Source organism: Longimicrobium sp. (assembly GCF_036554565.1).
Classification (GTDB): domain Bacteria; phylum Gemmatimonadota; class Gemmatimonadetes; order Longimicrobiales; family Longimicrobiaceae; genus Longimicrobium.
The window spans coordinates 1-23,829 of record NZ_DATBNB010000558.1 but is presented as its reverse complement, the minus strand read 5'-3'; the positions used below and the strand labels follow the sequence as shown (position 1 = coordinate 23,829).

Sequence of the window (23,829 nt, the reverse complement as noted above, 5' to 3'; positions counted from 1 at the left end):
CTCCTTCTGCTGCCGCAGGCGGGGTGCTACAACATCCGGCCGGTATCCACCCCCGAGGCCGCGCCGGGCGCCCGCGTGGTGGCGACGCTGACCGACGCGGGGTCGGTGGGCATCGCCAGCCAGGTGGGCCCGCGCGTGGTGGAGGTGGAAGGGGTGATCCAGCAGGTGACGGCCGACACGCTGCAAATGGGCGTGGTGCGCACCGTCGACCGGAGCGACATGGAGTCGCTGTGGAACGGAGAGATGGTTCGCATTCCCGTGGCGGGGATCGGCTCGCTTCGCGAGCGCCAGCTCAGCACGCGCAAGAGCGTGCTGGCGGCGGCAATCATCGTGGTGGGCGCGCTGCTGCTGGCGGCTGCGGCCAGCGGGGTGGGCGTCTTCGACGGCGGCCCCCCTCCTACCCCCACGCCGCCGAACTGAGGCGCGGTTCACGGACGAGGGAGAACGGGCTACCCCGGGGTACGGGGTGGCCCGTTTCGTCGTGGGTTTTCGGCGCTTCCGGGTGGGCGGGGGCTGGTCCGGTCCTTGCTTCCCCGGCGGGCATGGCCCAGCCCGAATTTCCCAACGAAAGGCGCCGCGGCGACCGCCGCCAGCGCGCCGGCGGCGGCATCAAGCCGCCGCGTTTTTCCATGTGGCCCCTGCTCGCGCTCTTCGGGGTCCTGATCCTGATGAACGTGCTGGGCCCCACCCGGCCCACCAAGATCCCCTACAGCGACCTCAAGAACCGCATTTCCGCCCGCCAGGCCGAAAAGGTGAGGATCGGCGCCACCACCATCGAGGCCATCGCCACCGACTCCATCCGCAAGGCGGGCGGGCCGGAGCGCTGGCGCGCCGACAAGGTGGAAGACGACCAGCTGGTGCCGCTTCTGGAGGCCCGCAACGTCCCGTACGAGGGGATGGCCGAGGCGCGCTGGGGGATGGTGATCTGGGGGCTGCTCCCCCTGCTGCTGCTGGTGGGGCTGTGGGTGTTCATGTTCCGGCGGATGAACCCCACGCAGGGCGTGCTGACGGTAGGGAAGAGCAAGGCCCGGATCGTCGGCGAAGAAGGGACCGGCGTCAGCTTCGACGACGTGGCGGGGGTGGACGAGGCCAAGGTGGAGCTCCAGGAAATCGTGGAGTTCCTGAAGACGCCCGACAAGTTCGCCCGACTGGGGGCCAAAATCCCCAAGGGCGTGCTGCTGGTGGGCCCCCCGGGCACCGGCAAGACGTTGCTGGCGCGGGCGGTGGCCGGCGAGGCGGGGGTGACCTTCTTTTCCATTTCCGGCGCCGAGTTCGTGGAGATGTTCGTGGGGGTGGGCGCCGCGCGGGTGCGCGACCTGTTCGCCCAGGCCAAGAGCCAGGCGCCCTGCATCATCTTCATCGACGAGCTCGACGCGCTGGGCAAGGCGCGCTCGCCGGGGAACATGCTGGGCGGCAACGACGAGCGCGAGCAGACGCTCAACCAGCTGCTGGTGGAGATGGACGGGTTCGACCCGCGGCTGGGCGTGATCATCATGGGCGCCACCAACCGCCCGGAGATCCTGGACCCCGCGCTGCTGCGCCCCGGCCGCTTCGACCGGCAGGTGCTGGTGGACCGCCCCGACGTAAGCGGGCGCCTGGCCATTTTGAAGATCCACGCGCAGGGGATCACCCTGGGTCCGGACCTGGACCTGGAGCGCATCGCGCGCCGCACGCCGGGGTTCGTGGGCGCCGACCTGGCCAACCTGCTGAACGAGGCGGCGCTGCTGGCCGCGCGGCGCGACAAGGCCAGCGTGGGAATGCAGGAGGTGGACGAGGCGGTGGACCGCATCGTGGCCGGGCTGGAAAAGCGCAACCGGCTGATCAACGACAAGGAGCGCACCATCGTGGCCTACCACGAGGCCGGCCACGCCATCGTGGCCGAGCGCGTGCCCACGGCCGACCCGGTGCACAAGATCAGCATCATCCCGCGCGGGGTGGCGGCGCTGGGCTACACGCAGCAGCTGCCGACGGAAGACCGCTACCTGCTGCAGAAGCAGGAGCTGATGGACCGCATCGCCGTGCTGCTGGGCGGGCGCGTGGCCGAGGAGATCGTCTTCAACGAGATTTCCACCGGCGCGGGGAACGACCTGGAGCGGGTGACGGAGCTGGCGCGCAGCATGGTCACCGAGTACGGCATGTCGCGCGAGCTGGGGCCGGTGAACCTGGCGGGCCCGCGGCGCACCCAGTTCCTTCAGCAGGACGGGGGGATGCCGGCGCAGCGCAACTACTCGGAAGAGACTGCGCGTGAGATCGACGGTGAGATCCGCGGGCTGATCGAGGGGACCTACGAACGGGTCAGGCGCATCCTCACGGCCGACCGCGACGTGCTGGAGGTGCTGGCGCGGCGGCTGCTGGAAAAGGAAGTGGTCGACGAGGCGGAGCTGCGCGAGATCATGGGCCTGCCGCCCCGCACCCACGAGCCGCCCCCGGAGCGCGTGGTGGAGACGCCGCCGGTGAACGGGGCCGGCGGGGGAGTGCAGGCGGCGGCCAGCTCGGCCACCCGCGACGACACCGTGGCCCAGCCGCCCTCGCGGGGCGGGCGAGGCTCCAGCCGCAAACGAGGGAGGCAGCCGTGAAGGATCCGCGCTACGAAGACAAGAGCCCGCACGACGTGGGCGAGCAGGACCAGCCCGAGCCCGAGCGGCCGGTGACGCCCACCGAGCGGCGGCAGGACGGGCCCGAGGACAAGCCGTCGCAGGCCGAAGGCGAGCGGTAAGGACGGCTTTCACGCGGAGACGCGGAGGAACGGATGAGCCGCGGAGGGGTCACCTGCCCTCCGCGGCTCTCTTTCATTCTCCGCGCCTCCGCGTGAAACCACCCGCACTGGGGACGATCGCCTCAGGACTTGTCCTCGTCTTCGTCTACGAAAGGTCCCAGGAAGACGATGACGGGCTTGCCCAGGGAGCGCGCGGCCTGCTCCAGGCGCTCGGGGGTAAGGCCCTCCACGTCCGTCAGCGGCACCGTGGGCAGCCCCAGCAGCGTCTGGCGGGCCAGCACGCGGGCGCGCGCCTCGGGCGACTCCAGGGCCAGCAGCCGCTCGCCGCGGTATCTCCGCCGCCGCTGGGCGAAGAGGCCGTCGCTCAGCGGCTCGTCGGCGTACCGCGACAGGGCCTGCCCCAGGCGCTCGGCCCACTGCTCCACCTCGCCGGGGGGCACCACCATCTCCAGCCGCAGCTCGCCCCCGGCGGCGTGCCGCACCACCTCGGCGCGCGAATCGTACACCTGCGGGCGCTGCACGCCGAACGACACCTGCTCCAGCGCCAGGCGCGAAAGCATCCGCAGCGCCTCGTCGTCGGCGTCGGGGCCGAACGGGTAGACGGCGGCCACCCAGGCGGTGATGGCCTCGTACGGCTGGCGCACCGGCTCGCCGGCGGGACGTGGCGCCTCCACCGTCGCCGCGCGGAGGGGACCGGGCTCCAGGAACGCCGAGAGCGCGCCCCCCGCGTCCGCTCCCACCGGCCCGACGATGGCGATCACCGCGCGGTCGGCGGTAAAGCTGCCGCGGAGGAAGGCGTCCACCTCCGCCATGGTGATGCGCCCCGCGCTGCGCGCCGTTCCCGCGGCGGGCCGCGCCCAGGGATGGTTCTCGCCGTACACCGCCGCGTCCACCCCCCGCGCCAGCGCGTCGGACGGGCTGCGCTCGCGGGCCTGCAGCTCGGCCACGGCTGCGGCGCGCTGGCGCACCGTGGCGACGCTGTCCACGGGGTCGCGGAAAAGGGCGACGAGGAGCGTCCGGGTGGCCTCCTGCCAGTTGTCGGGCGCGGCGATCACCGTGAACGACACCGCGTCCCGGTGCTGCTCCACCTCCAGGTGCGCGGCCAGCGAGTCGAGCACCGGGAGGATGGGTGCCGTGACGCTCCGGGCCGTCAGATAGGTGATCCCCTCCTTCCCCTCCGCTTCATCCGCCGGCCCGACGGCGATGAGCACCTCGGTGGCGACGACGGGCGTTCCCGGCTCGGGGCGAACGAGGATGCGCTCCTGCGCCACTGCGGGGCAGGCCAGCAGGGCGGCCCCGAGGAGGGCGAGGAGATGGCGGGCGCGCATCAATTCGCCTCCAGCTTCTGGGGCGGCACTTCTACGATCGCCGGTTCCGTCTCCCGCAGCGCCGCCAGCACCGCGCGCACGTCGTCCGCCGTCACCCGCTCCACCGCCGTGAAGAAGCGCTGCGAGGCCTCCGAATCCAGCCCCCGGTCGCCGAACGCGCCCAGCACCTCGGCCATGCGCTCCGGGGTCCGCGCGTAGAACAGCATCTCGCGGCGCACGCTGGCGGCGGCGTCGCGCACCTGCGCCTCGTCCAGCGCCGTGGCGACGGCGGCCAGCGCCCCATCGACCGTCCGCCGCGCCGTGGGCATCAGCGTGTCGGGTGTGGCGACGACCAGGGCGACGGCCTGGCCGTGGTGGCTCCACCAGTGCTCCACGTCCACCGTCGAGCGGCTCATCCGCCGCCGCAGCTGGTTGCGGAGGAGCCGCGCGGTGACGGTGACGGCGGCGGGATCCAGGGGGGACGCGTTCCATCCGCGCGCCACCCACCCGCGCGTGGCCTGCGGCGCGGCGCCGGCCAGCGGGGCGACCGTGTCGGCAAGGGCCTCCAGGCGCGCGGAGCCGGCGGCGGGAAGGTCGCGGAAGGCGCGGCGCACGTCATCCATCCTCACGTCGCCCACGGCCACGATGGAAACGCGCTCGGGGCTGTACATGGCGCCCCACACCTCCGGCAGCCGGGCCGTCGCCAGGCGCTCGGCCGCGGCGTCGGTGCCGGCGGCGCTGAGGTCGTCGGGAAAGAGCACGCCGCGGAGGGCGGTGCGCACGAAGGCGCCGGCGATTTCGCGCTCCGCCCCGCGCTCCTGCCCCAGCTGGGCCAGGGCGCGCAGGGTCTCACCCGTTCCCGAGGCGGGGGCGCGCAGCGTCAGGCGCAGCGTCTCTGACAGGTACTCCAGCTCCACGGCGGGGCCCACGACGGTGTAGACCACGGCGTCGGAGGTGCGCACCGCCTGCACGCGACCGCCCACGCGGGCCATCCGCTCCTCCAGCTGCGGAAGGAGCAGGTGCTGCATCAGGTGGCCGGCGCCGGCGTACCCGGGCGGGTCGTCGGCCAGCAGCGACAGGCGCAGCGCCACCATGGGCAGCGCGGGCTGGAAGTGCACCACCACTGCGGGCTGGGCGGCGGCGGGGCGGGGCACCGAGTCGGACGCGGCCAGCCCCAGGGCGATCAGCAAGCTCAACATGCTGCGTCAGATACGAAAAAGGAGCGCCCCCGGCAAGGGGGCGCTCCTCGGGATCGGTCGCCGGACGGCGCGGTTCAGGGCAGCGCGTCGCCGATCACGAAGTTCATCGGGTCTACCTGGTTGCCGTTGACCTCGACCTCGTAGTGAAGGTGAGGCCCGCTGGTGAGCCCGGTGTTGCCCACGTCGGCGATGCGGTCGCCGCGGTCCACCGTCTGCCCGGTGCGCACGCGCAGCCGCGAGGCGTGGGCGTAGCGGGTGACGTAGCCGTAGCCGTGGTCGATCTCCACCATGTTGCCGTAGCCGTTGCTGCGGTTGCCCGCGAACACCACGCGGCCCCGCGCCGGCGCCAGGATGGGCTCGCCGATGCGCGCGGCGATGTCGATGCCCTTGTGGGGGCGCGAGATGCGCAGCACGGGGTGGTAGCGGCTGCCGGAGAAGAGCGACGAGAGGTGGCCGTCCGTCGGCAGGATGGTGGGGGTGGAGGCCATGCGCTGCTGGTTGCGGCGGATCTGGGTGACCGCCTGGTCCATGCTGCCGCGCAGGAGAGCCGCACGGCGCATCAGCGCGTCCAGGTCTTCGGAGGTCGCCTCGACCTTGCGGCCCACGCCGGGGTTCAGCTTGGCCAGCGCGCGGGCGCCCATGCTTCCCGTTCCCGGACCGCCCACGCCCGCCTTGCGCACGTCGGCGTTCACCTCGGGAAGGCCGGCGATCACCCGCACCTGCTCGTCCTTCTTGGCCAGCGCCGCGATGGAGCGGTCCAGTGCCTCCATCTGCTTTCGCATCTCGTCGACCTCGGCGGCCAGCAGCTGGTTCTCGCGCTTGAGCCCGGCGCTCTGCGAGTGGTGCGACTGCTTGACGGCGAAGGAGATGACGAAGGTGCCCAGGAGCAGGGCGAAGATGGCGGCGCCGCTCAGGGCGTTGCGGATGCTTCGTGCCGACACCTGGAACGAGCGGACTCGTTCGTTGTCATGGGGCACGAGCATCAGTGTCCAGCGGGACTGGGGCATTGCGACTGCGATATGCTGGTGACGGAGTGGCGCGGGGAGATGGCACCCGCGCTCCGGATCAGGACCTGGCCAGAATGATGGCGAAGGGAGCCAAGTTAGGCCGTGTGGACGGGGGTGTCAAGCAAACGCTGCCGAACCCCTCTCAACGTGAGTAGATGCTTTGGGTTACGCCCGGTGGACCGGCATCAAACGTTCCGGTTTGGACGAATCACGCAACTCGTTGCGTGATAACCGGTTGGATCGCAAACGGAAGACGGGCGCGACGAGCATCCGCCGCAGATTGCCCGCTCCCTTGCAGAATCTGCCCCTGTAGCAGCGTGCGGAATCCGCGGCTACGATGCGGCCGCGGGCGACGGCTCGGGCGCCGGCGCGCCGGAGAGGAGACGGTCCACGTGGGACAGGAGGTCCTGGGGCGCGATGGGCTTCTGCAGGAACACGTCGCCGCCCGCGCGATGGGCGCGCACCATGTCGTGCTCGAAGATGTGCACCGTGCAGACGATCAGCGGGGTGTCCTGCGTCGCGGGATGGTCCGTCAGCTCGCTCAGCACCTCGAACCCGGGGGCGTCGGGAAGGCCCAGGTCCACGACGACGATGTCCGGCCGGTGCGCCACGGCCATGTCCACGCCGGCGGATGCGCTCGTCGCCGACAGCACCTGGTATCCGCCGTGGCGGAGAATGGTGGTGAAGATGTCGATGCTGGCTTCATCGTCCTCGACGAGAAGCACGGTCTTGCCTGCCACTGTGTCCTGACGCGGCGAAGTGGATGGATTCCCGGGACTTAGACCCTGCGGCCCGCGGAAAGGTCCGGCGTCACGGGCGCCGGTGCGCTTCTCAGCGGCGACCCAGCTCGGCCAGCAGTTCCAGCCCTTGAGGCCAGGGGCCGAACCCGGCGTCGGTGTTGATGTGCCCCGCGGCTCCCAAGTCCACCAGCCGCGCGCCCCAGCACCGGGCGAAGTGCGCCGCGCGCTCGGGGTCCAGGTACGGATCGTCGCTGCTGGCCACCACGATGGCGGGGAAGGGGAGCGCGGCGAGCGGCACCGGGGCGAAGTTGCGGATGGGCTCCGGCGCATCCGGCCGCTCCACGTCGGCGGGAGCCACCAGCAGCGCACCCGCGACTGGGTGATCGTGGGCCACGGCCCAGTGCGCGATAGCGATGCAGCCCAGGCTGTGCGCCACCAGGACCGGCGGTTCGGATTCGGACCGGATGGCGGCATCGAGCGTCCGCACCCACTCCGCACGATCGGGATGGTCCCAGTCGGCCTGCTGCACCCGCCGGAAGCCGGGATGATCGCGCTCCCACAGGCTCTGCCAGTGCTCCGGGCCGGAGTTGGTCCACCCAGGGATCACCAGGCACGCCATAGGACGATGGCGATGGGAACGGGGCTCACGGAGCCGATACGGAGGCGCCGCCCTGCTGGATGGAAAGCCCCCGCCCAAGTGCCGAGGACGAGACTTCCTCTACCTGCCAGGCCCGCCACGCGCCCCGCGACCGTGCCAGGTGCACCCGGACGCCCCGCCCGTCGCGCAGCGTCAGTCCAACCTCGCCCGAGTCACCGCGCACCGAGACGTACCGCGGGTTGGCGGCCGGTTGGGCACCCAGCCGCGATTGCGTGTAGGCGCGCGCTTCGCGGGCGGCCAGCGTCCGGCCGGCGACCAGGGGGCTCATCCCCCAAAGCAGGGCGACGCCGCCGGAGATGACGGCCAGTCCGGGGGCCGCGCGCTTCCACCATGCCCCTTCCGGGCTGTACCGCTCGACGACCGTTCCGGCCAAGCGGTCGCCCATGCGCCGCCCGCTGTCCACGATCATCACCGCTTCTACCGGCCACAAGCCCATGGTGAGCGCGCGGGCCACGCCCTGTCCGAAGCCGGGCCGCTTGCCCGTGGCCTGGTCCCGCACGCGGACGGCCGTTACATAGCGTCCGTACGTGTTGGGTAGGAACGCGGCACCCAGGAACACGTACCCGACCCCGAGCACGATCAGCGGCAACGCGACAACCGTGGAAACCCAGAGGTGCTCGTCCAGCGGCAGGAACAGCCCCGGCACGAACGCGAGGGACAGCGCGATGACGACGCAGGCGTACAGGTCGATCGCGAGCGCCGTCCCGCGCCGAAGCAAACCCGCGTGCCCCCGCTTTCTCACGCAGGCGCGGCGACTTCAGGCCGCGGGAAGAGGATGCCGCCGGACTGCACCGTCCAGCTCGCCACGTCCAGCGTCGCCAGCTCGTCCAGCGACGGAAGCGCATCACGCCCGGAGCCCAGGCGCTCCCACAGCTCCGCTGTCTTCACGGGCATGAAGGGCGAGAGCATCGTGGCCGCCGCCGCCAGGTAGCGCACCATCGACGCGAGCGTCAGGTCCAGCTCGTCGGCCCGCGACGGGTCCTTGGCGACGGACCAGGGCTGCCGCTCGGCGACCACCGCGTTGGCGTGGCGCACGACTTCGAACGCGGCGGCGGCGCCCTCGTGAAGCAGGTTGGCATCCATCGCCGCCCGGTAGCGCGCGACAGCGTCGGCGATCACCGGATCCACCTCCAGCGGCGAGGCGGGGACGGCGCCCTGGCGGTACTTGCCGATCATCGACGTGCTGCGGCTGGCCAGGTTGCCCAGCCCGTTCGCCAGCTCCGACGTGTACCGCTCGGCAAAGCGCTCCCAGCTGAATCCGCCGTCGCTGTCCCACGGCACCTCGCGCAGCAGGTAGTAGCGGAACGCGTCGGGGCCAAACCGGTCGATGGCCTCGTCCAAATCCAGCGTGACCCCCGACGACTTGCTGAACCGCTCGCCCCCCAGCGTAACGAAGCCGTGCCCCCACACCCGCTCGGGAAGGGGAAGCCCTGCGGACTGCAGCATGGCCGGCCAGATGATGGCGTGGAGGCGCGTGATGTCCTTGCCCACCACGTGAAGCTGCGCCGGCCACCACTCCCGCCACGACTCGTCGTCCGGAAAGCCGGTGTCGGTCAGGTAGTTGGGAAGCGCGTCGAACCACACCCACGTCCCCTGCGTCTCCCCGTTGGACGTGGCCTTGGGAAAGGGGATGGCCCACGAGAGGCGGGCGCGGGTGATGGAGATGTCTTCCAGCCCCGAGTCCAGCAGCGCCAGCAGCTCGTTGCGGCGCGACTCGGGAAGGATGAAGCCGGGGTTGGCCTCGAAGTGCGCGCGCAGGAAGTCCTGGTAGCGGCTGAGCCGGAAGAACCAGTTGCGCTCCTCCGTCCACTGCAGCTCGCGCGTGGGATGGAGAACGCACCGCCCGTCGGCGATCTCGTTCTCGCGCTTGAAGAGCTCGCAGCCCACGCAGTACCACCCCTCGTACGTCTTCTCGTAGAAGTCGTCGGGGTTGCGCTCCAGCGCCTGCTCGATGAACGCCTTCACCCCACGCCGGTGGTGCGCGTCGGTGGTGCGCACCCAGCGCGTGTTGCTGATCCCCAGCTTGTTCCACAGCGCGCTGAAGCGGGCGGCGAGCTCGTCCACCAGCGCCTGGGGCTCCACGCCGCGGGCGGCGGCCGTCTGCGCCACCTTCTGCCCGTGCTCGTCCATCCCCATGCAGAAGCGGACGTCGTCGCCGATCAGCCGGTGGTACCGGGCGATGGCGTCGGCGCCGATCTTTTCGAACGCGTGCCCCAGGTGGGGGTCGCCGTTGGCGTAGTCGATGGCGGTCGTGACGTAGAACCGGCTCACTCGGGCTTTTGCTCCGTCTGGCGGCGCGGGCGGCGCGGAGGCCGCTGCGGCTGCGCCGGGTTGGGAAGAACGGGGTGCGACGGCTTTTCCATCCGCGCGGGCCCCGCGGGCGTGGCCGCCGTCTCTTCCTTCAACTGGTCGAGATCGATGGTGCGGCGCTGGCGCTGCTCGTCCTGCAGCGTGACGGTGCTCCGCCAGATGTCGATGGCGATCACCCGCTCGGCGCCCACCGTGGTGCGGATGGTCTTGCCCTCGCGCGGAAAGCGCTTGCGCGCCTGCAGATACGCGTCGTGCTCGTACGTCAGGCAGCACATCAGCCGGCCGCAGGTGCCGGAGATCTGCTGCGGGTTCAGCGACAGGCTCTGGTCCTTGGCCAGCTGGAGAGAGATCGGCTTGATCTCGCGGAGCCAGGTGGCGCAGCAGAGCTGCCGGCCGCAGCGCCCCACGCCCCCCAGCTGCGCCGCCTCGTCGCGCACGCCGATCTGCTTGAGCTCGATGCGGCTGCGGAAGGTGCGCGCCAGGTCGCGGACGAGCTGGCGGAAGTCCACGCGCCGCTCGGCCGTGAAGTAGATGGTGAGCTTGTTCCGGTCCCACTGCCACTCGGCGTCGCTGACCTTCATGTGCAGCCCGTGCTCCTGCACGCGCTGCCGGGTTTCGCGGCGCACACGCTCCTCGTCGGCGCGAAGGGCGTACAGCTGGCGGACCTCTTCGTCGTCGGCGTGGCGCAGGACGACGGAGACGGGCGAGTCGCCGCACTTCTTCTGCGCGACTCCGCCCAGCGACCGTACGCGGCCCACGTCGTGGCCGCGCTCCACCTCTACCAGAACCCAGTCGTTTACCCGCACCGAGGGGTCGGTGCAGGAAAAAAAGCCCTTTCGCATGCCCTTGAACCCGACCTCCACGAGGAAGGCCTGGTCCTGGGGCGACGCAACGGGCTGGAACACGGGGAGTTCCAGGCCCATGGTACCTCCACTTCTATCACGCGCGCCGCGCGTCCACACGGGGGACGCCGGCGGGCATCGTTGGGAACGTTGGGTGGGTAGGGCTCAGCCGGCGTGCCGCCAGCGTCCCATCCCCATGTACTTCTGCCACCGGGTCCGCCGCAGCTCGTCGGCGGGCAGGGCGCGCAGCTCGTTCAGGTGGCGCACCAGGGCCTCCTTGAACGCCGCCGCCGCGTCTTCCCAGTTTCCGTGCGCCCCGCCGGCCGGCTCGGGGATCACCTCGTCGATCACCCCCAGCCGCTTCAGGTCGACGGCGGTGATCTTCATGGCCTCGGCCGCCTTGTCGCGGGCCGTGGCGTTCTTCCACAGGATGGCCGCGCACCCCTCGGGGCTGATGACCGAGTAGATGCTGTTTTCCAGCATCAGCACGCGGTCGGCGACGGCGATGGCCAGCGCGCCCCCCGAGCCGCCTTCGCCGATGACCGTGGCGATGCTGGGAATCTTGAGCGCCGCCATCTCGCGCAGGTTGCGGGCGATGGCCTCGCCCTGCCCGCGCTGCTCGGCGCCCAGGCCGGGATAGGCGCCCATGGTGTCGATCAGCGTGATCAGCGGGCGGTTGAACTTCTCAGCCAATTTCATCAACCGCAATGCTTTGCGGTAGCCCTCCGGGTGCGGCATGCCAAAGTTGCGCAGCACGTTCTCCTTCATGTCGCGCCCCTTCTGCTGCCCCAGCACCATCACCGACTCGCCGTCCAGCCGCGCCCAGCCGCCCACGATGCTGGCGTCGTCGCGGTACTGCCGGTCGCCGTGCAGCTCCACGAAGTCGGTGAACACCAGCTCCAGGTAGTCCAGCGTATAGGGCCGGCGCGGGTGGCGCGCCACCCCCACCCGCTCGATGGGCGACAGGTTGGCGAACGTGTCGGCCTTGAGGCCGTTGAGCTTGCGCTCCAGCGCGGCCAGCTCGGTGGTTACGTCTACGCCGCGCTCGCCGGCCAGCGTGCGGAGCGATCCGATCTGCTCCTCCACGTCGGCGATGGCGCGCTCGAAGTCCAGGTGGGCTACCGTTGCCACGTCGTGATTCCTTGCTGGGTCATCGTGCGGGGAGGTTCCCCCTCCCCCGGCCCCTCCCCCACAAACCGCGCGGGAGAGGGGGAACTTCGATCGGGGTTCGAGGGGCCGCCTCGCATGTCCAGGCAGCCCCCTCCCCCGGCCCCCTGCCCCCGCTTCGCAGGGGAGAGGGAGAACTTCGTGCCGGATGGGGCTGAGCCCCGCTCGCTCCGCGGGCGCCCCCCATCCCCAACCCTTCCCCCGCAAACCCCGCGGGGGGAGGGAGCCAGTAGAGTGCGCGTGTCCTGCCTTCGCGCGCTTGATTTACCCGTGCAGTCCGCGCAGGCGGACTTCGTGAAGTTCCAGCCGCGGTTTGAACCGCCGGAGCGAGGCCGGTGTAGGGAGTGCGCCCGGCTCTACTCCCCGCCGCTGCTGTTGATGCTGAATCCCCCGCCTCCACCCCCGCCGCGGCGGGGGAAGCGCTCTTCGCGCTGGATGGCCACCACGGCCGCCGCGTCGCGGTGAAGGCGGACGCGGTCGTCGCCCAGGGCCTCGCGAAGCTCCATCAGCAGCTCGTCGCGCGGGGCCACGCGAACCGCCCGGGACCGCAGGCGCGGCGCCTCGCCTTCGCCCCCGCCGTTCTTCCAGACGACGAACAGCGCGCCGGCGCCGGCATGCTTCGCCAGGATGTCCCTGGTCGCCGCGACGGCGGCGGGGTCCATCCCGGCCGACGCCAGCTCGATCTGCACGCCCACGTCGCCGCTTTCCCGAATGTCGCCCAGGGCCACGGCGCTGTCCAGGAAAAGGGGCGGGTCCTCCTCGTCGCGCTCGCGGTTGCTCACCGCGCCGCGGATGACGACGGGCGCGTCCTGCTTGAGGACTTCCTTGTATTTAGCCCACGACTCGCCGAACGCAAGCACCGTGGCCGTTCCGTGGAAGTCTTCGACGGTGATGCGGCCCCACTCCGAACCGTCCTTCTTGCTGATCTGCCGCGCGGCCTCGGTGACCACGCAAGCCAGCTCCACCTTGCAGTCCTTCTGGTTCTTGAGCATCGACGTGTTGCTGCGCGCCTCGAACAGCGCCACGTCTTCGCGGTAGCGGTTCAGCGGGTGGCCGCTGATGAAGAAGCCCAGGATCTCCTTTTCGCGCGCCAGCCGCTCGGTCTCCGTCCACTTGTCCACCTTGGGGAGCGGCGGGGCCTGCACCAGCGTGGCGGCGGCGGTGTCGCCCCCGCCCAGCAGCATGTCGAAGAAGCTGTCCTGCGCGCTCTCGCGCTCCTTCTGGATCATCTGCGCGTTGGCGAACGCCGAGTCCAGCCCCGCGAGCAGCTGGCTGCGCCCGCCGTCCTCGTCGAAGCCGTCGAGCGCACCGGCGCAGATCAGCGCCTCGAGCACGCGCTTGTTGCACAGGCGCAGGTCGATGCGGCTCAGCAGGTCGAACATGGAGGTGAACGGCCCCTCCGTGACCCGCGCGGCGATGATGGACCGCACCGCGCCCTCGCCCACGCCGCGGATGGCGCCCAGCCCGAAGCGGATCTTGCCCACGCCCTCGCCCACTACGGTGAACTTCCAGTTGCTCTCGTTGACGTGGGGCGGCAGCACCTCGATCCCCTCGCGGCCCACGCGCGGGATGAAACGACCCATCTCGCGGCACTGCGCGATGTACGACACCACGTCGTCGATCTTGTCGACCACGGACGACATCAGCGCCGCCATGAACTCGGCCGGGTAGTGCACCTTCAGCCAGCCAGTCTGGTACGCCACCAGCGAGTACGCGGCGGAGTGGCTGTTGTGGACGATGATGTCGTTCGCCACAAAGTTGTGGGTGCCCGGCACCTCCAGGTCGTACGTCTGCTTGTCGGCGACGTACTCGATGGATACCACGCGGTCCCACAGCACGTCGCTGTCCGCGTACGCCCGCAGCTGGACGTCGGCAAAGTGGTCGGCGAGCTGGCCGATGGTCCTGCGCGTGAACCCGATCTTATTGGGGTTGGTGCCTACGGGATAGAAGTCGCGCGACGAAACGTCTGCGGCGCGCTCCACCTGTGCCCAGGTCTGCCCCGACTGCTCCTTTGCCGCCCGCACCAGGCCGCGGACGGCGACCGGCACCAGGTCCTTGGAGGGCCCGCCCGCCGGCTGCGCCAGGACCAGCTGCTCCACGGCGTGCCGGCGCTCGGCGCTGAGGAAGCTCGCCGCTACGGTCATGGAAAAGCGGCGAAGGTTCTCGTTGCCGGTGACGAACACCTGCCACCCCGCCTTCCACCCGCCGCGATACGGGAACCTCACCTCCCGCACGCGGCCCAGGATGCCCAGGCGAAGGAGCAGGTGCTGAACCTGGCGGGCCAGCCGCGAGGACGAAGTGGCGTAGTAGACGTTGCGGTCGCCCACGTTGATGTGGCCGTCGCCGGCCCACATGCGGCTCAGGAGAAGGGCGATCTGCCGGTTCCTGAGCGTGAACGCGTCGGCGGGCACTTCCTTCTGCGTGGCCGTCTTCCCCAGCATTCCCAGCCGCCGGGCCCAGGCGAAGATCCCCGGCTCCTCGCGGCGCTCTTCGCGCGCCGCGTACACGTGCGTGGTGCCGTCCTTCTCGCCGAAGGTGCAGCGAACGTTGCCGAACGCTTCCGCCGCCGCCACGTAGTCCGCGATCTCGCGCGGGTCCTGGTTGTAGAAGTACACCGAGTGCGGGTGGCACAGGTTGCCTTCGGCCAGCAGGTGCCCCAGCGCGATCACCTCGTGCTCCGGCCACGTAGCGGAGCCTTCCACCGGGAGCGAGCGCGGCACCGCGATGTGCTCACCGGCATCCAGCGCGCCGAGCGCCTTCCATCCGCCCATGGTGAAGAACGGGTGGTTGTCCGTCGCCTCGATCTCCCGGCCGGACTCGGTACGCAGGCGGTAAACGGGCTTGATCCCGTTGTCGACCACGTCCGCGACGGCGCCGTGGCCCAGCTTCAGCACGTCGGTGTGGCAGGTGGCCACCGTACCCAGGGTGGCGCGGCCGTGGTACAGGTCGTCGATGCGCACCAGGCGCCCGGTCGAGGAATCCAGCACCTCCGTGTCGCCGGGCAGGCACTTGTTGAATCCGTACCGTCCGAACGCCTCGATCTGGTCCGACAGGTCCTGGATCTGCTGGCGGGGATGGCCCTTCTCCACCGCCTTCTCCACGAACTTGCCCAGCTCCTTGGCGATCAGCTCCGCGTCCTTCTTGCCCACCGCCTTACGAAGCACGTCGGCCTCGGCCAGCGTGAAGCCGGAGAGGATCTGCGCGATGCGCATCACCTGCTCCTGGTACACGATCACGCCGTAGGTGGGCTGCAGCACGTCGGCCAGCTCGGGGAAGGGGTACTTCACCGGCTCCTGCCCCAGCTTGCGCCGGATGTACACCGTGTCCATCCCCATGTCCAGCGGGCCGGGACGCAGCAGCGCGTTGGCGGCGACGAGGTCGTCGAAGCGGTCGGCCTTCATCTGCCGGAGCTTTTCCGTCGCCAGCGCCGATTCGAACTGGAACACCCCCGCGGTGCCGCCGCGCGCCAGCATGGCGTACACCTCGGCGTCGTCCAGCGGAATGTCTTCGGCGCGCGCGTACTCCTCGCCCGTCGTGGGGTGCTTCAGCGCGCCGTAGCGGCGGCGGATGTCTGCCACGGTGTCGTAGATCACCGTGAGCGTCTTCAGCCCCAGGAAGTCCATCTTGAGCATGCCGGCCTTTTCCAGGCACGTCATGTCGTACTGGGTGACGATCACCGACTCGCCGTTGCCGCCCGAGCCCTTGGTGCTCTGCGTGCAGACGGGGACGTACTCGTCCAGCGGCCCGGGCGCGATCACGACGCCGGCGGCGTGCACGGACGAGTGGCGCGAGAGTCCCTCCAGCGTGGACGAATACTCCAGCAGCTGCCGGTATCGCGCGTCCTTTTCGTACAGCTCCTTGATCTCGGGGATCTTGTCGCGCGCCTCTTCGACGGTCAGCGAGTACGCGGGGCCGTTGGGGATGAGCTTCGCCAGCTTGTCCGTCTCGGCCGGCGCGAAGCCCAGGGTGCGGCCCACGTCCTTGATCACGGCGCGGCTCTTCATCGTCCCGAAGGTGATGATCTGGCCCACCGCGTCGCGGCCGTACTTGTCGCGCACGTACTCGATGACCTCGCCCCGCCGCTCGAAGCAGAAGTCCACGTCGATGTCGGGCATCGACACGCGCTCGGGGTTCAGGAACCGCTCGAAGAGCAGGTCGAACTTGATGGGGCAGCAGTCGGTGATACCGGTGCAGAACGCCACGATGCTTCCCGCCGCCGAGCCACGCCCGGGGCCCACGGGAATGTCGTGGTCGCGCGCCCACTGGATGAAGTCGGCGGTGATCAGGAAGTACCCCGAGTAGTCCATCTTGGGGTTGCTGATCACGCTCAGCTCGTAGTCGATGCGCTCCACCAGCTCCGGCGCGAGGGCCGTGCGGGGGTCGGCGCCGGCGGGGGCGTCCTTGGCGTAGCGCTCCATCGCGCCGCGCCACACCCAGTCGGCCAGCATCTCGGCCTCGCTGGTGAAGCCCTTCTCGGCCACGGGGAACGCGGGCACCTGGTATCCCTTGGGATAGCTCCAGTTGCACTCGTCCGCGATGCGCAGCGTGTTCTCGAGCACGTCGGGGCGCCCGGGAAACCGCTCGCGCATTTCGTCGGTGTTCTTGAAGTACAGCTGCCCGTCGTACTTCATGCGGTTGGGGTCGCTGAAGTCCTTCCCCAGCCCGATGCACAGCAGGACGTCGTGCGCCTGGTGGTCGTGCGCGTTCAGGAAGTGCGCGTCGTTGCTGGCCACGACGGGAACGCTCATCTCCTGCGCCAGCTTGAAGATGCGGCGATTCAGCTCTTCCTGGCCGGGGCTGTCGTGGCCCTGCACCTCCAGGTAGTAGCGGTCGCGGAAGGTTTCCTGGTGCCACGCCACGGCGTCGCGCGCTTGCTCCCAGCGGTCTTCCATCAGGTGCTGCGCGACCTCGCCCGCCAGGCAGGCCGAGGTCACGATCAGCCCCTCGGAGTACTTCTGCAGCACCTCGCGGTCGATGCGCGGCTTGCCGTAGAACCCCTCGGTGTAGCCGATGGAGGTGAGCTTGGTGAGGTTCTTGTAGCCCTGGTAGTCGCGCGCGAGAAGTACGAGGTGGTAGTAGCCCTTTTCGCCCTTGGCCTTGCTGCGGTCCGTCCGCGCGCCCGGCGCCACGTACGCCTCCATGCCCACGATGGGCTTGATCCCGGCCTTCTTGGCGGCCTCCTGAAAGACCCACGCGCCGTACATGCACCCGTGGTCCGTGAGCGCCAGCGCAGGCTGCTCGAAGTCCTTGGCACGCTTGATCAGGTCGCCGATGCGGTTGGCGCCGTCGAGCAGCGAGTACTCGGAGTGGCAGTGCAGGTGAACGAACGACATGGGCCTGGAGGGCTCCCGAAGCGTGGGTGACGGTATCGCGAAACTGCTTGCTGCCCAACGACTTGCGCTGGGTGTGCGCCGGCGCCTCTGTGGTGGGGAGGTGCCCCGGGAATATGGGGCCGCGAGCGCCGGATGGGAAGGTGAACGGGGTTTGTACGTGGCCCGCCCGGGGCCAAAATCAAACCCGTCAACGGTAACCCGCGGCCTGCAGGTTGAACAGTTCGGCGTAGCGGCCATCCAGGGCCAGCAGCTCGTCGTGCGTCCCCTCCTCCAGCACCCGCCCGTGCTCCAGGACCACGATGCGGTCCGCCATCCGCACGGTGCTGAAGCGGTGCGAGATCAGGACGGCCATCTTCTCGGCCGTCAATTCCGAGAAGCGCTGGAACACCTCGTACTCGGCGCGGGCGTCCAGGGCGGCGGTGGGCTCGTCCAGGATCAGCAGCTGGGCGTCGCGCATGTAGGCGCGCCCCAGCGCCACCTTCTGCCACTGCCCGCCCGACAGGTCTACCCCGCCTTCGAAGCGCCGCCCCAGCATCTGCCCGTAGCGCTTGGGGAGCGCCTCAACCACCTCGGACGCCAGCGACCGCTGCGCCGCCCCCTCCACCCGCGGACGGGCGGCGGCCGGGTCGCGCGCCAGGTCGCCGATGCGGCCCACGGCGATGTTCTCTTCCGCCGTCATGTCGTAGCGCACGAAGTCCTGGAAGATCACCCCCGCCTGGTCGTGGAGATCCGCCGGGTCGTAGTCGCCCAGCGGACGGCCGTCCAGCAGCACGGCGCCGCGGGTGGGCTCGTACAGCCGCGTCAGCAGCTTGGTGACGGTCGTCTTTCCCGCGCCGTTCTCCCCCACCAGCGCCAGCCGCGCGCCAGGGCGAATGCGGAACGACACGCCGCGCAGCACCCACGACGGATCGTCGTCGGGGCGATCGGCGGCGCCCTCCTCCCCGTCCGGGTAGCGGAACCAGACGTCGCGGAACTCGAACCCCTCGCGGATGGGATCGGGGAAGGGGAGCGACGCGTCCGTGCGTCGGATGGACGGCTGCAGGCGAAGGAAGATGAAGAGGTCGTCCAGGTACAGCGCCTGCTCGTACAGCTCCGTGGTGGAGAGCAGCATGCGCTGGATCAGGTCGCGCGAGCGGGAAAAGGTGCCCGCCAGCAGCGTCAGGTCGCCCAGCGTCAGCCGGCCCAGGACGGTGCGGTAGATGATGGTGGCGTAGGCCGCGTAGTAGCCGAGGGTCGAAAGAAGGGTAAGGCCGGTGCTGGCGAGCGAACGGCGGATGGCCAGGCGCCGGTTGGCCTCGTAGAACCCGTCCGCCAGGGTGCGGTACTGCTCGATCAGGTACGGCGACAGGCCGAAGAGCTTCACCTCCTTGGCCGTCTTGTCCGACGCGGCCACCATCCGGTAGTAGTCCAGCTTCCGCCGCTCGGGCGTCCACTGGTACAGCAGCGAGTAGCCCAGCGCGGCGAAGTGGGTTTCGCCCAGGAACGACGGGAGCACGGCGACCACGAGCAGGCCGAAGAGGATGGGCGAGAAGGCGAGCAGCGTCCCCGTGAGGGTGAGGATGGTGAGCGCGTCCTGCGCCAGCCCGAAGAGCTGGTTGAGCAGGGCGATGCGCCCCACCGTCTGCCGTCGGGCGCGCTCCAGCCGGTCGTAGAAGGCGGGATCCTCGAAGTGCTGAAGGTCCAGCTCGGCCGCGTGCTCCATCAGCCGCACGCTCATGCGGTTGCTGAACAGGTCGCCCAGCAGGCTTTCCAGCAGCGTCCCGGTGCGCGCGGCCACCTCGCCCACGGCCACGATCCCGAACTCCAGCGCCACCAGCCCGCCGATGCGGTCCCAGTCGGGCACGCCGCCGCGGGTCGCGGCGACGACCTCGTCGACGATCAGCTTGCCCACCCACAGCGACGCCAGCGGCACGAACGCCCGCACCAGCCGCAGCGCGGCGATGCCAAGCACGTAGCCGCGGTGGGTGCGCCACACCATGCGCAGGAACGGGGGGACGTTGCGCATGGCGCGCATCCGCTCGGCCAGCGACGGCGGGCCGTCCGACGGCGACCGGCGCTGCTGTCCGGCATGCGATCGTGCCTGGGCCATGAACCACGGGGAAAGGGAGAACGGGAACCGGGGAGCGGAAGATACGGAGAAGCCCGCGGCGGTGATACCGTCGCGGCCCGGGATGCGCGTGCCGGGAGCGGCGCGGCAGGTGGGAGAACTCCCCACAGACAGCGCGCCCCACCCACCGTACATTCTCGCCAGAAAGAGCACTGGCGAATCCCGGCGGGCACACCTATTATGCGCGCCCAGCCGGGCAGCCCCCCGTTTCGGGCACGGCTCGCGCGCGCCCACGTGCGCCGGGCTCCAGTGAGAGCAACCAGCAAGAACGCCGAACACCCACAGCCGATGAAGTCAGTCTCCATTCCCGCCGCCCGCACGACCCCCCCGGGGCGGGCCGCGCGCGGGATGCGGCCGCTGCTGGCCGCCGCGCTCCTGGCCCTGCTGGCGGCCTGCGGCGAAGACCACATCAAGCGCTACCCGCAGACCACGTTCGTGCCCGAAACCGAGATGGCCAGGGAGCAGATGTTTCTGTTCAACCTGACCATGTGGATGGGCATCGTCGTGGGCGTGCTGACGTTCGCGGGGATGGGCTACATCATGTGGAAGTTCCGGTACCGCCCCGGCATGCCGGAACCCAAGCAGATCCACGGCAACACCAAGCTCGAGGTGGCGTGGACGCTGCTCCCGGCGCTGATCGTGGCGGTGATCGCCGTCTTCACCGTGCGCGCCATCTTCATCACCCAGCCCGAGCCCCCCGCCAACGCGCTCAACGTGCGGGTGATCGGCAAGCAGTGGTGGTGGGAGTTCCAGTACCCGGTGGGCAACGACACCATCATCACCGCCAACGAGATCCACGTTCCCATCAACCAGCCGGTGCAGCTGCTGCTGGAGTCGGACAACGTGCTGCACTCGTTCTGGGTGCCGCAGATGGCGGGCAAGCGCGACCTGATCACCAACCGCGTGAACCGGCTGATCTTTACGCCCACGGTGCCCGGCGTGTACATGGGCCAGTGCGCCGAGTTCTGCGGCGACAGCCACGCGCTGATGAAGATGCGGCTGATCGCGCACACCCCCGAGGGCTTCCGGCAGTGGCTGGAGAACGAGGCCCGCCCCGCGCTGGAGCCCACGGACAGCACCTCGGCCGTGGCGCTGGGCAAGAAGCTGGTCACGCAGGGCGCCTGCGCCGGCTGCCACGTGATCGAGGGCACGCCCATGGTGGGGCGGCTGGGGCCCAACCTGACGCACTTCGGGCGGCGCCGCACGCTCGCCGCGGGCATCGTCGAGAACAACGCCGAGAACCTGGCGAAGTGGGTGCGCAACCCGCCCGCGATGAAGCCGGGGGCGCTGATGCCCCCGCAGGGCAAGGCGGCCGGCGGCAACCTGACGGACGAGCAGGTCCAGTACATTGTGGCGTACCTGCAGTCGCTGCAGTAGCGCCAGAGCCCGATACGGTGGTGACGTCCCGCCCCTGACGGGGGCGGTTCCGTGATCAGGCGCCCGGTCCCCGGCGGCGCCCCGAACCCGATGGAGTAGGAATGGCATCATCTGCAACGCTGGCCGCCCCGCACGCGCACGCGGCCGCGCACGCCGAGCCGACGGGACTGTGGAGCTGGATCACCACGGTCGACCACAAGCGGATCGGCATCATGTACGGCGTCACGGCCTTCTTCTTCTTCCTGGTGGGCGGCATCGAGGCGCTGCTGATCCGGGTGCAGCTGGGCGTGCCCAACAACGACTTCGTCAGCGCCGAGCTGTACAACCAGCTCTTCACCATGCACGCGCTGACGATGATCTTCGCGGCGCTCATGCCGCTGACGGCCGCGTTCTTCAACTACATCATCCCGCTGCAGATCGGGGCGCGCGACGTGGCGTTCCCGCGGCTGAACGCGCTGTCGTACTGGGTCTACTTCTTCGGCGTGATCTTCTTCAACGCCAGCATCCTGATGAAGCTGGGCCCGAACTCGGGGTGGTTCGCGTACGCGCCCATCACCACCAAGCAGTTCTCGCCCGGCATCAACATGGACTTCTACGTCCTGGGCCTGCAGATCCTGGGATTGTCGTCGATCATCGCGTCGCTGAACTTCATCGTCACCATCATCAACATGCGCGCGCCGGGAATGCGGCTGATGCGCATGCCCATCTTCACCTGGCTCACGCTGATCACGAGCATCCTGATCGTGACGGCCATGGCGGTGTTCACCATCGCCATCACCGAGCTGATGTTCGACCGGGTGTTCGGCACGCAGTTCTACAGCGTGGCCGCCGGCGGCGACCCGCTGCTCTGGCAGCACCTGTTCTGGATGTTCGGCCACCCCGAGGTGTACATCCTGATCCTTCCCATCATGGGGATGGTGTCGGAGGTGCTTCCCACGTTCAGCCGCAAGCCGCTCTTCGGCTACAACGTGATGGTGTTCTCGGGGGTGCTGATCGGCTGGCTGGGCTGGGGCGTGTGGAGCCACCACATGTTCGCGGTGGGCATGGGCCCCATCGCCGACAGCTTCTTCGCCCTGTCGACGATGCTCATCGGCATCCCCACGGGGATCAAGGTGTTCAACTGGCTGGGGACCATGTGGGGCGGCGCCATCCGCTACACCACGGCCATGCTGTTCTCCATCGCGTTCATCGCCATGTTCACCATCGGCGGCATCTCGGGCGTGATGCACGCGGCGGCGCCCTCGGACCTGCAGCAGACCGACACGTACTTCATCGTGGCGCACCTGCACTACGTGTTCTTCGGCGGCACGGTGCTCGGGCTGTGGTCGGGCATCTACTACTGGTACCCCAAGATCACGGGGCGCCTGCTGAGCGAGCGTGCGGGCAAGGCGCACTTCTGGCTGACCCTGATCGGCATGAACCTGACCTTCTTCCCCATGCACTTCCTGGGGATGCTGGGCATGCCGCGGCGCATCTTCACCTACGCCGACAACATGGGCTTCAACGAGATCAACCTGGTGATCTCGGCGGGCTCGTTCATCATCGCCCTGGGCACGCTGGTCTTCGCCATCAACCTGGCGCTCTCGTGGAAGTGGGGGAAGCTGGCCGGGCCCAACCCGTGGGGCGCGCCCACGCTGGAGTGGTCCATCCCGTCGCCCCCGCCGGTGTACAACTTCCGCACGATCCCGGTGGTGCACTCGCGCATGCCCCTGTGGGAGGGCGACCCCGCCAAGGACGGCGACATTCCCCACGGACGGGCGGAAGAGGACACCGAGCAGGTGCGTCTGATGGGCGCCGACCTGGGCCAGGTGACGTACCCCGACGACGAGAACAAGATGTCGGCGCACGACCTGGGCATTCACCTGCCGCCGCCGTCGTTCTGGCCCATCGTTCTGGCCTCGGGGATCTCGCTGACCTTCATGGGGCTGATCTTCCGCTCGATGGACGGGGCGCTCCACTGGCTGTGGCTGCTGACGGTGGCAGGCGTGGCCCTGACCGCGCTGTCGATCTTCAAGTTCGCCTTCGAGCCCGGGCACGAGCACTGATCCGCGGCGCACTTCGCCTTACTTGGACGCACACACGGGTACCGACAGGACCATGGATCATTCGCACGCGCTGGAGGCGCACGCCGCCCACCCGGCCCACCTGGACACCAGCACGGGGCTGGACAGCCGCAAGCTGGCGTTCTGGGGCTTCATCGGCTCGGAGTGCCTGCTGTTCGGCTCGCTGATCGCCACGTACATGGCCTACAAGGGCAAGAGCCTGAAGCCACCCTTTCCGCACGACCGGGTGTGGAACGGGCAGCACGTGGAAGGCGTGTTCAACATGCCGCTGATCACCTTCACCACCTTCATCCTGCTGATGAGCTCGGTGATGATGGTGCTGGCGCTTTCGGCCACGCAGCGGGGCGACCGCACCTGGAGCCGCAACTGGCTGATCGCCACGGCCATCGGCGGCGCCATCTTCGCGGTGGGGCAGGTGTACGAGTACAGCCACTTCATCCACGAGGGGCTGACCATCTCGAGCAACCTGTTCGGCTCGTCGTTCTACCTGCTGACGGGGTTCCACGGGGCCCACGTGACGGCGGGCGTGATCTACCTGCTGACGCTGGCGTGGCGGGTGCACACCGGCAAGCTGGGGCCGGAGAAGTCGCTCCTGGTGGAGATCGGCGGCCTGTACTGGCACTTCGTCGACGTCATCTGGATCGTGATCTTCCCCCTCGTGTACCTGATTCCCTGAGCGGGCCAATGTCGAGCGAGACTCACGAGATGGCGCACAGCCAGCACGCGCACCCCACCAACCGGTTCTACCTGACCATCGGGGCCATCCTGATCGGGCTGACGGTGCTGGAGGTGGTGGGGTACTACGGCGAAACGCAGCACTGGTACGCGGCGGGAACGGCCATCTTCATCATCCTGACGCTGTCGGCGCTGAAGTTCGTGTCGGTGGTCGCGTACTACATGCACCTGAAGTTCGACAACAAGCTGTTCACGGCGGTGTTCGTGTTCCCGGCGCTGCTGGCCATCCTGGTGATCAGCGCAATGATCCTGCTGTTCGGGCCGCTGC

At 69.6% G+C, this 23,829-nt stretch carries 18 protein-coding genes; 7 read left to right on the top strand and 11 right to left on the bottom strand.

The window, feature by feature from the left end:
- From VIB55_RS15345 to VIB55_RS15335, 3 genes are all read left to right on the top strand, one after another.
- The coding region (locus tag VIB55_RS15345) for a hypothetical protein (protein WP_331877537.1) at window positions 1-420 on the top strand (420 nt) is incomplete at its 5' end.
- A gap of 122 nt (window positions 421-542) precedes the next feature.
- Window positions 543-2,576 (top strand): ATP-dependent zinc metalloprotease FtsH, encoded by a 2,034-nt coding sequence (gene ftsH, locus VIB55_RS15340; protein ID WP_331877536.1) that lies wholly within the window; start codon window positions 543-545, stop codon window positions 2,574-2,576.
- Window positions 2,573-2,716, top strand: coding sequence for a hypothetical protein (locus VIB55_RS15335; protein WP_331024943.1), 144 nt, complete (start codon window positions 2,573-2,575; stop codon window positions 2,714-2,716). The genes ftsH and VIB55_RS15335 overlap by 4 nt, the downstream gene beginning before the upstream one ends.
- A gap of 122 nt (window positions 2,717-2,838) precedes the next feature.
- On the opposite strand, the gene VIB55_RS15330 is transcribed toward VIB55_RS15335, so the two are convergent.
- The 11 genes from VIB55_RS15330 to VIB55_RS15280 form a co-directional block, all read right to left on the bottom strand.
- Entirely contained in the window at window positions 2,839-4,044 is a 1,206-nt protein-coding gene (locus tag VIB55_RS15330) for a hypothetical protein (protein ID WP_331877535.1), read from the bottom strand.
- On the bottom strand, window positions 4,044-5,222 hold the full coding sequence (locus VIB55_RS15325) for a hypothetical protein (protein ID WP_331877534.1): 1,179 nt from the start codon (window positions 5,220-5,222) through the stop codon (window positions 4,044-4,046). The genes VIB55_RS15330 and VIB55_RS15325 overlap by 1 nt, the downstream gene beginning before the upstream one ends.
- Before the next feature lie 74 nt (window positions 5,223-5,296).
- Window positions 5,297-6,205 carry a M23 family metallopeptidase gene (locus tag VIB55_RS15320; protein WP_331877533.1) on the bottom strand — a complete coding sequence of 303 codons (909 nt, stop codon included), beginning with the start codon at window positions 6,203-6,205 and terminating at the stop codon, window positions 5,297-5,299.
- A gap of 356 nt (window positions 6,206-6,561) precedes the next feature.
- Window positions 6,562-6,969, bottom strand: coding sequence for a response regulator (locus tag VIB55_RS15315; RefSeq protein ID WP_331877532.1), 408 nt, complete (start codon window positions 6,967-6,969; stop codon window positions 6,562-6,564).
- Between the two features lie 91 nt (window positions 6,970-7,060).
- On the bottom strand, window positions 7,061-7,576 hold the full coding sequence (locus tag VIB55_RS15310; protein ID WP_331877531.1) for an alpha/beta hydrolase: 516 nt from the start codon (window positions 7,574-7,576) through the stop codon (window positions 7,061-7,063).
- A 37-nt stretch (window positions 7,577-7,613) separates the two neighbouring features.
- A complete protein-coding gene (locus VIB55_RS15305) occupies window positions 7,614-8,345 on the bottom strand; it encodes an RDD family protein (protein ID WP_331877530.1) in 732 nt (243 codons plus the stop codon).
- Between the two features lie 20 nt (window positions 8,346-8,365).
- Complete coding sequence (locus tag VIB55_RS15300) at window positions 8,366-9,898, bottom strand: class I tRNA ligase family protein (protein WP_331877529.1); 1,533 nt, start codon at window positions 9,896-9,898, stop codon at window positions 8,366-8,368.
- Window positions 9,895-10,860, bottom strand: coding sequence for a regulatory iron-sulfur-containing complex subunit RicT (locus VIB55_RS15295; RefSeq protein ID WP_331877528.1), 966 nt, complete (start codon window positions 10,858-10,860; stop codon window positions 9,895-9,897). The genes VIB55_RS15300 and VIB55_RS15295 overlap by 4 nt, the downstream gene beginning before the upstream one ends.
- A gap of 84 nt (window positions 10,861-10,944) precedes the next feature.
- On the bottom strand, window positions 10,945-11,910 hold the full coding sequence (locus VIB55_RS15290) for an acetyl-CoA carboxylase carboxyltransferase subunit alpha (protein ID WP_331877527.1): 966 nt from the start codon (window positions 11,908-11,910) through the stop codon (window positions 10,945-10,947).
- Between the two features lie 392 nt (window positions 11,911-12,302).
- The gene (gene dnaE, locus VIB55_RS15285) at window positions 12,303-17,279 is read right to left on the bottom strand and encodes a DNA polymerase III subunit alpha (RefSeq protein ID WP_331877526.1); all 4,977 of its coding nucleotides are present in this window, start codon (window positions 17,277-17,279) and stop codon (window positions 12,303-12,305) included.
- A gap of 187 nt (window positions 17,280-17,466) precedes the next feature.
- Window positions 17,467-19,368 carry an ABC transporter ATP-binding protein gene (locus tag VIB55_RS15280; RefSeq protein WP_331877525.1) on the bottom strand — a complete coding sequence of 634 codons (1,902 nt, stop codon included), beginning with the start codon at window positions 19,366-19,368 and terminating at the stop codon, window positions 17,467-17,469.
- 306 nt (window positions 19,369-19,674) lie between these two features.
- Here VIB55_RS15280 and coxB point away from each other — a divergent pair, with 306 nt between their 5' ends.
- The 4 genes from coxB to VIB55_RS15260 form a co-directional block, all read left to right on the top strand.
- Entirely contained in the window at window positions 19,675-20,763 is a 1,089-nt protein-coding gene (gene coxB, locus VIB55_RS15275; protein WP_331877524.1) for a cytochrome c oxidase subunit II, read from the top strand.
- 101 nt (window positions 20,764-20,864) lie between these two features.
- A complete protein-coding gene (ctaD, locus tag VIB55_RS15270; protein ID WP_331877523.1) occupies window positions 20,865-22,808 on the top strand; it encodes a cytochrome c oxidase subunit I in 1,944 nt (647 codons plus the stop codon).
- 52 nt (window positions 22,809-22,860) lie between these two features.
- The gene (locus tag VIB55_RS15265; RefSeq protein WP_331877522.1) at window positions 22,861-23,502 is read left to right on the top strand and encodes a heme-copper oxidase subunit III; all 642 of its coding nucleotides are present in this window, start codon (window positions 22,861-22,863) and stop codon (window positions 23,500-23,502) included.
- A gap of 8 nt (window positions 23,503-23,510) precedes the next feature.
- Window positions 23,511-23,829 (top strand): cytochrome C oxidase subunit IV family protein (locus tag VIB55_RS15260; protein WP_331877521.1); only part of this gene is annotated, 319 nt, incomplete at its 3' end.

Bases quoted from the DNA above. Each gene is read 5' to 3' on its own strand.
- coxB (WP_331877524.1), top strand. From the start codon at position 19,675: ATGAAGTCAGTCTCCATTCCCGCCGCCCGCACGACCCCCCCGGGGCGG.
- ftsH (WP_331877536.1), top strand. From the start codon at position 543: ATGGCCCAGCCCGAATTTCCCAACGAAAGGCGCCGCGGCGACCGCCGC.
- VIB55_RS15265 (WP_331877522.1), top strand. From the start codon at position 22,861: ATGGATCATTCGCACGCGCTGGAGGCGCACGCCGCCCACCCGGCCCAC.
- VIB55_RS15320 (WP_331877533.1), bottom strand. From the start codon at position 6,205: ATGCTCGTGCCCCATGACAACGAACGAGTCCGCTCGTTCCAGGTGTCG.
- ctaD (WP_331877523.1), top strand. From the start codon at position 20,865: ATGGCATCATCTGCAACGCTGGCCGCCCCGCACGCGCACGCGGCCGCG.
- VIB55_RS15330 (WP_331877535.1), bottom strand. From the start codon at position 4,044: ATGCGCGCCCGCCATCTCCTCGCCCTCCTCGGGGCCGCCCTGCTGGCC.
- VIB55_RS15280 (WP_331877525.1), bottom strand. From the start codon at position 19,368: ATGGCCCAGGCACGATCGCATGCCGGACAGCAGCGCCGGTCGCCGTCG.
- VIB55_RS15295 (WP_331877528.1), bottom strand. From the start codon at position 10,860: ATGGGCCTGGAACTCCCCGTGTTCCAGCCCGTTGCGTCGCCCCAGGAC.
- dnaE (WP_331877526.1), bottom strand. From the start codon at position 17,279: ATGTCGTTCGTTCACCTGCACTGCCACTCCGAGTACTCGCTGCTCGAC.
- VIB55_RS15325 (WP_331877534.1), bottom strand. From the start codon at position 5,222: ATGTTGAGCTTGCTGATCGCCCTGGGGCTGGCCGCGTCCGACTCGGTG.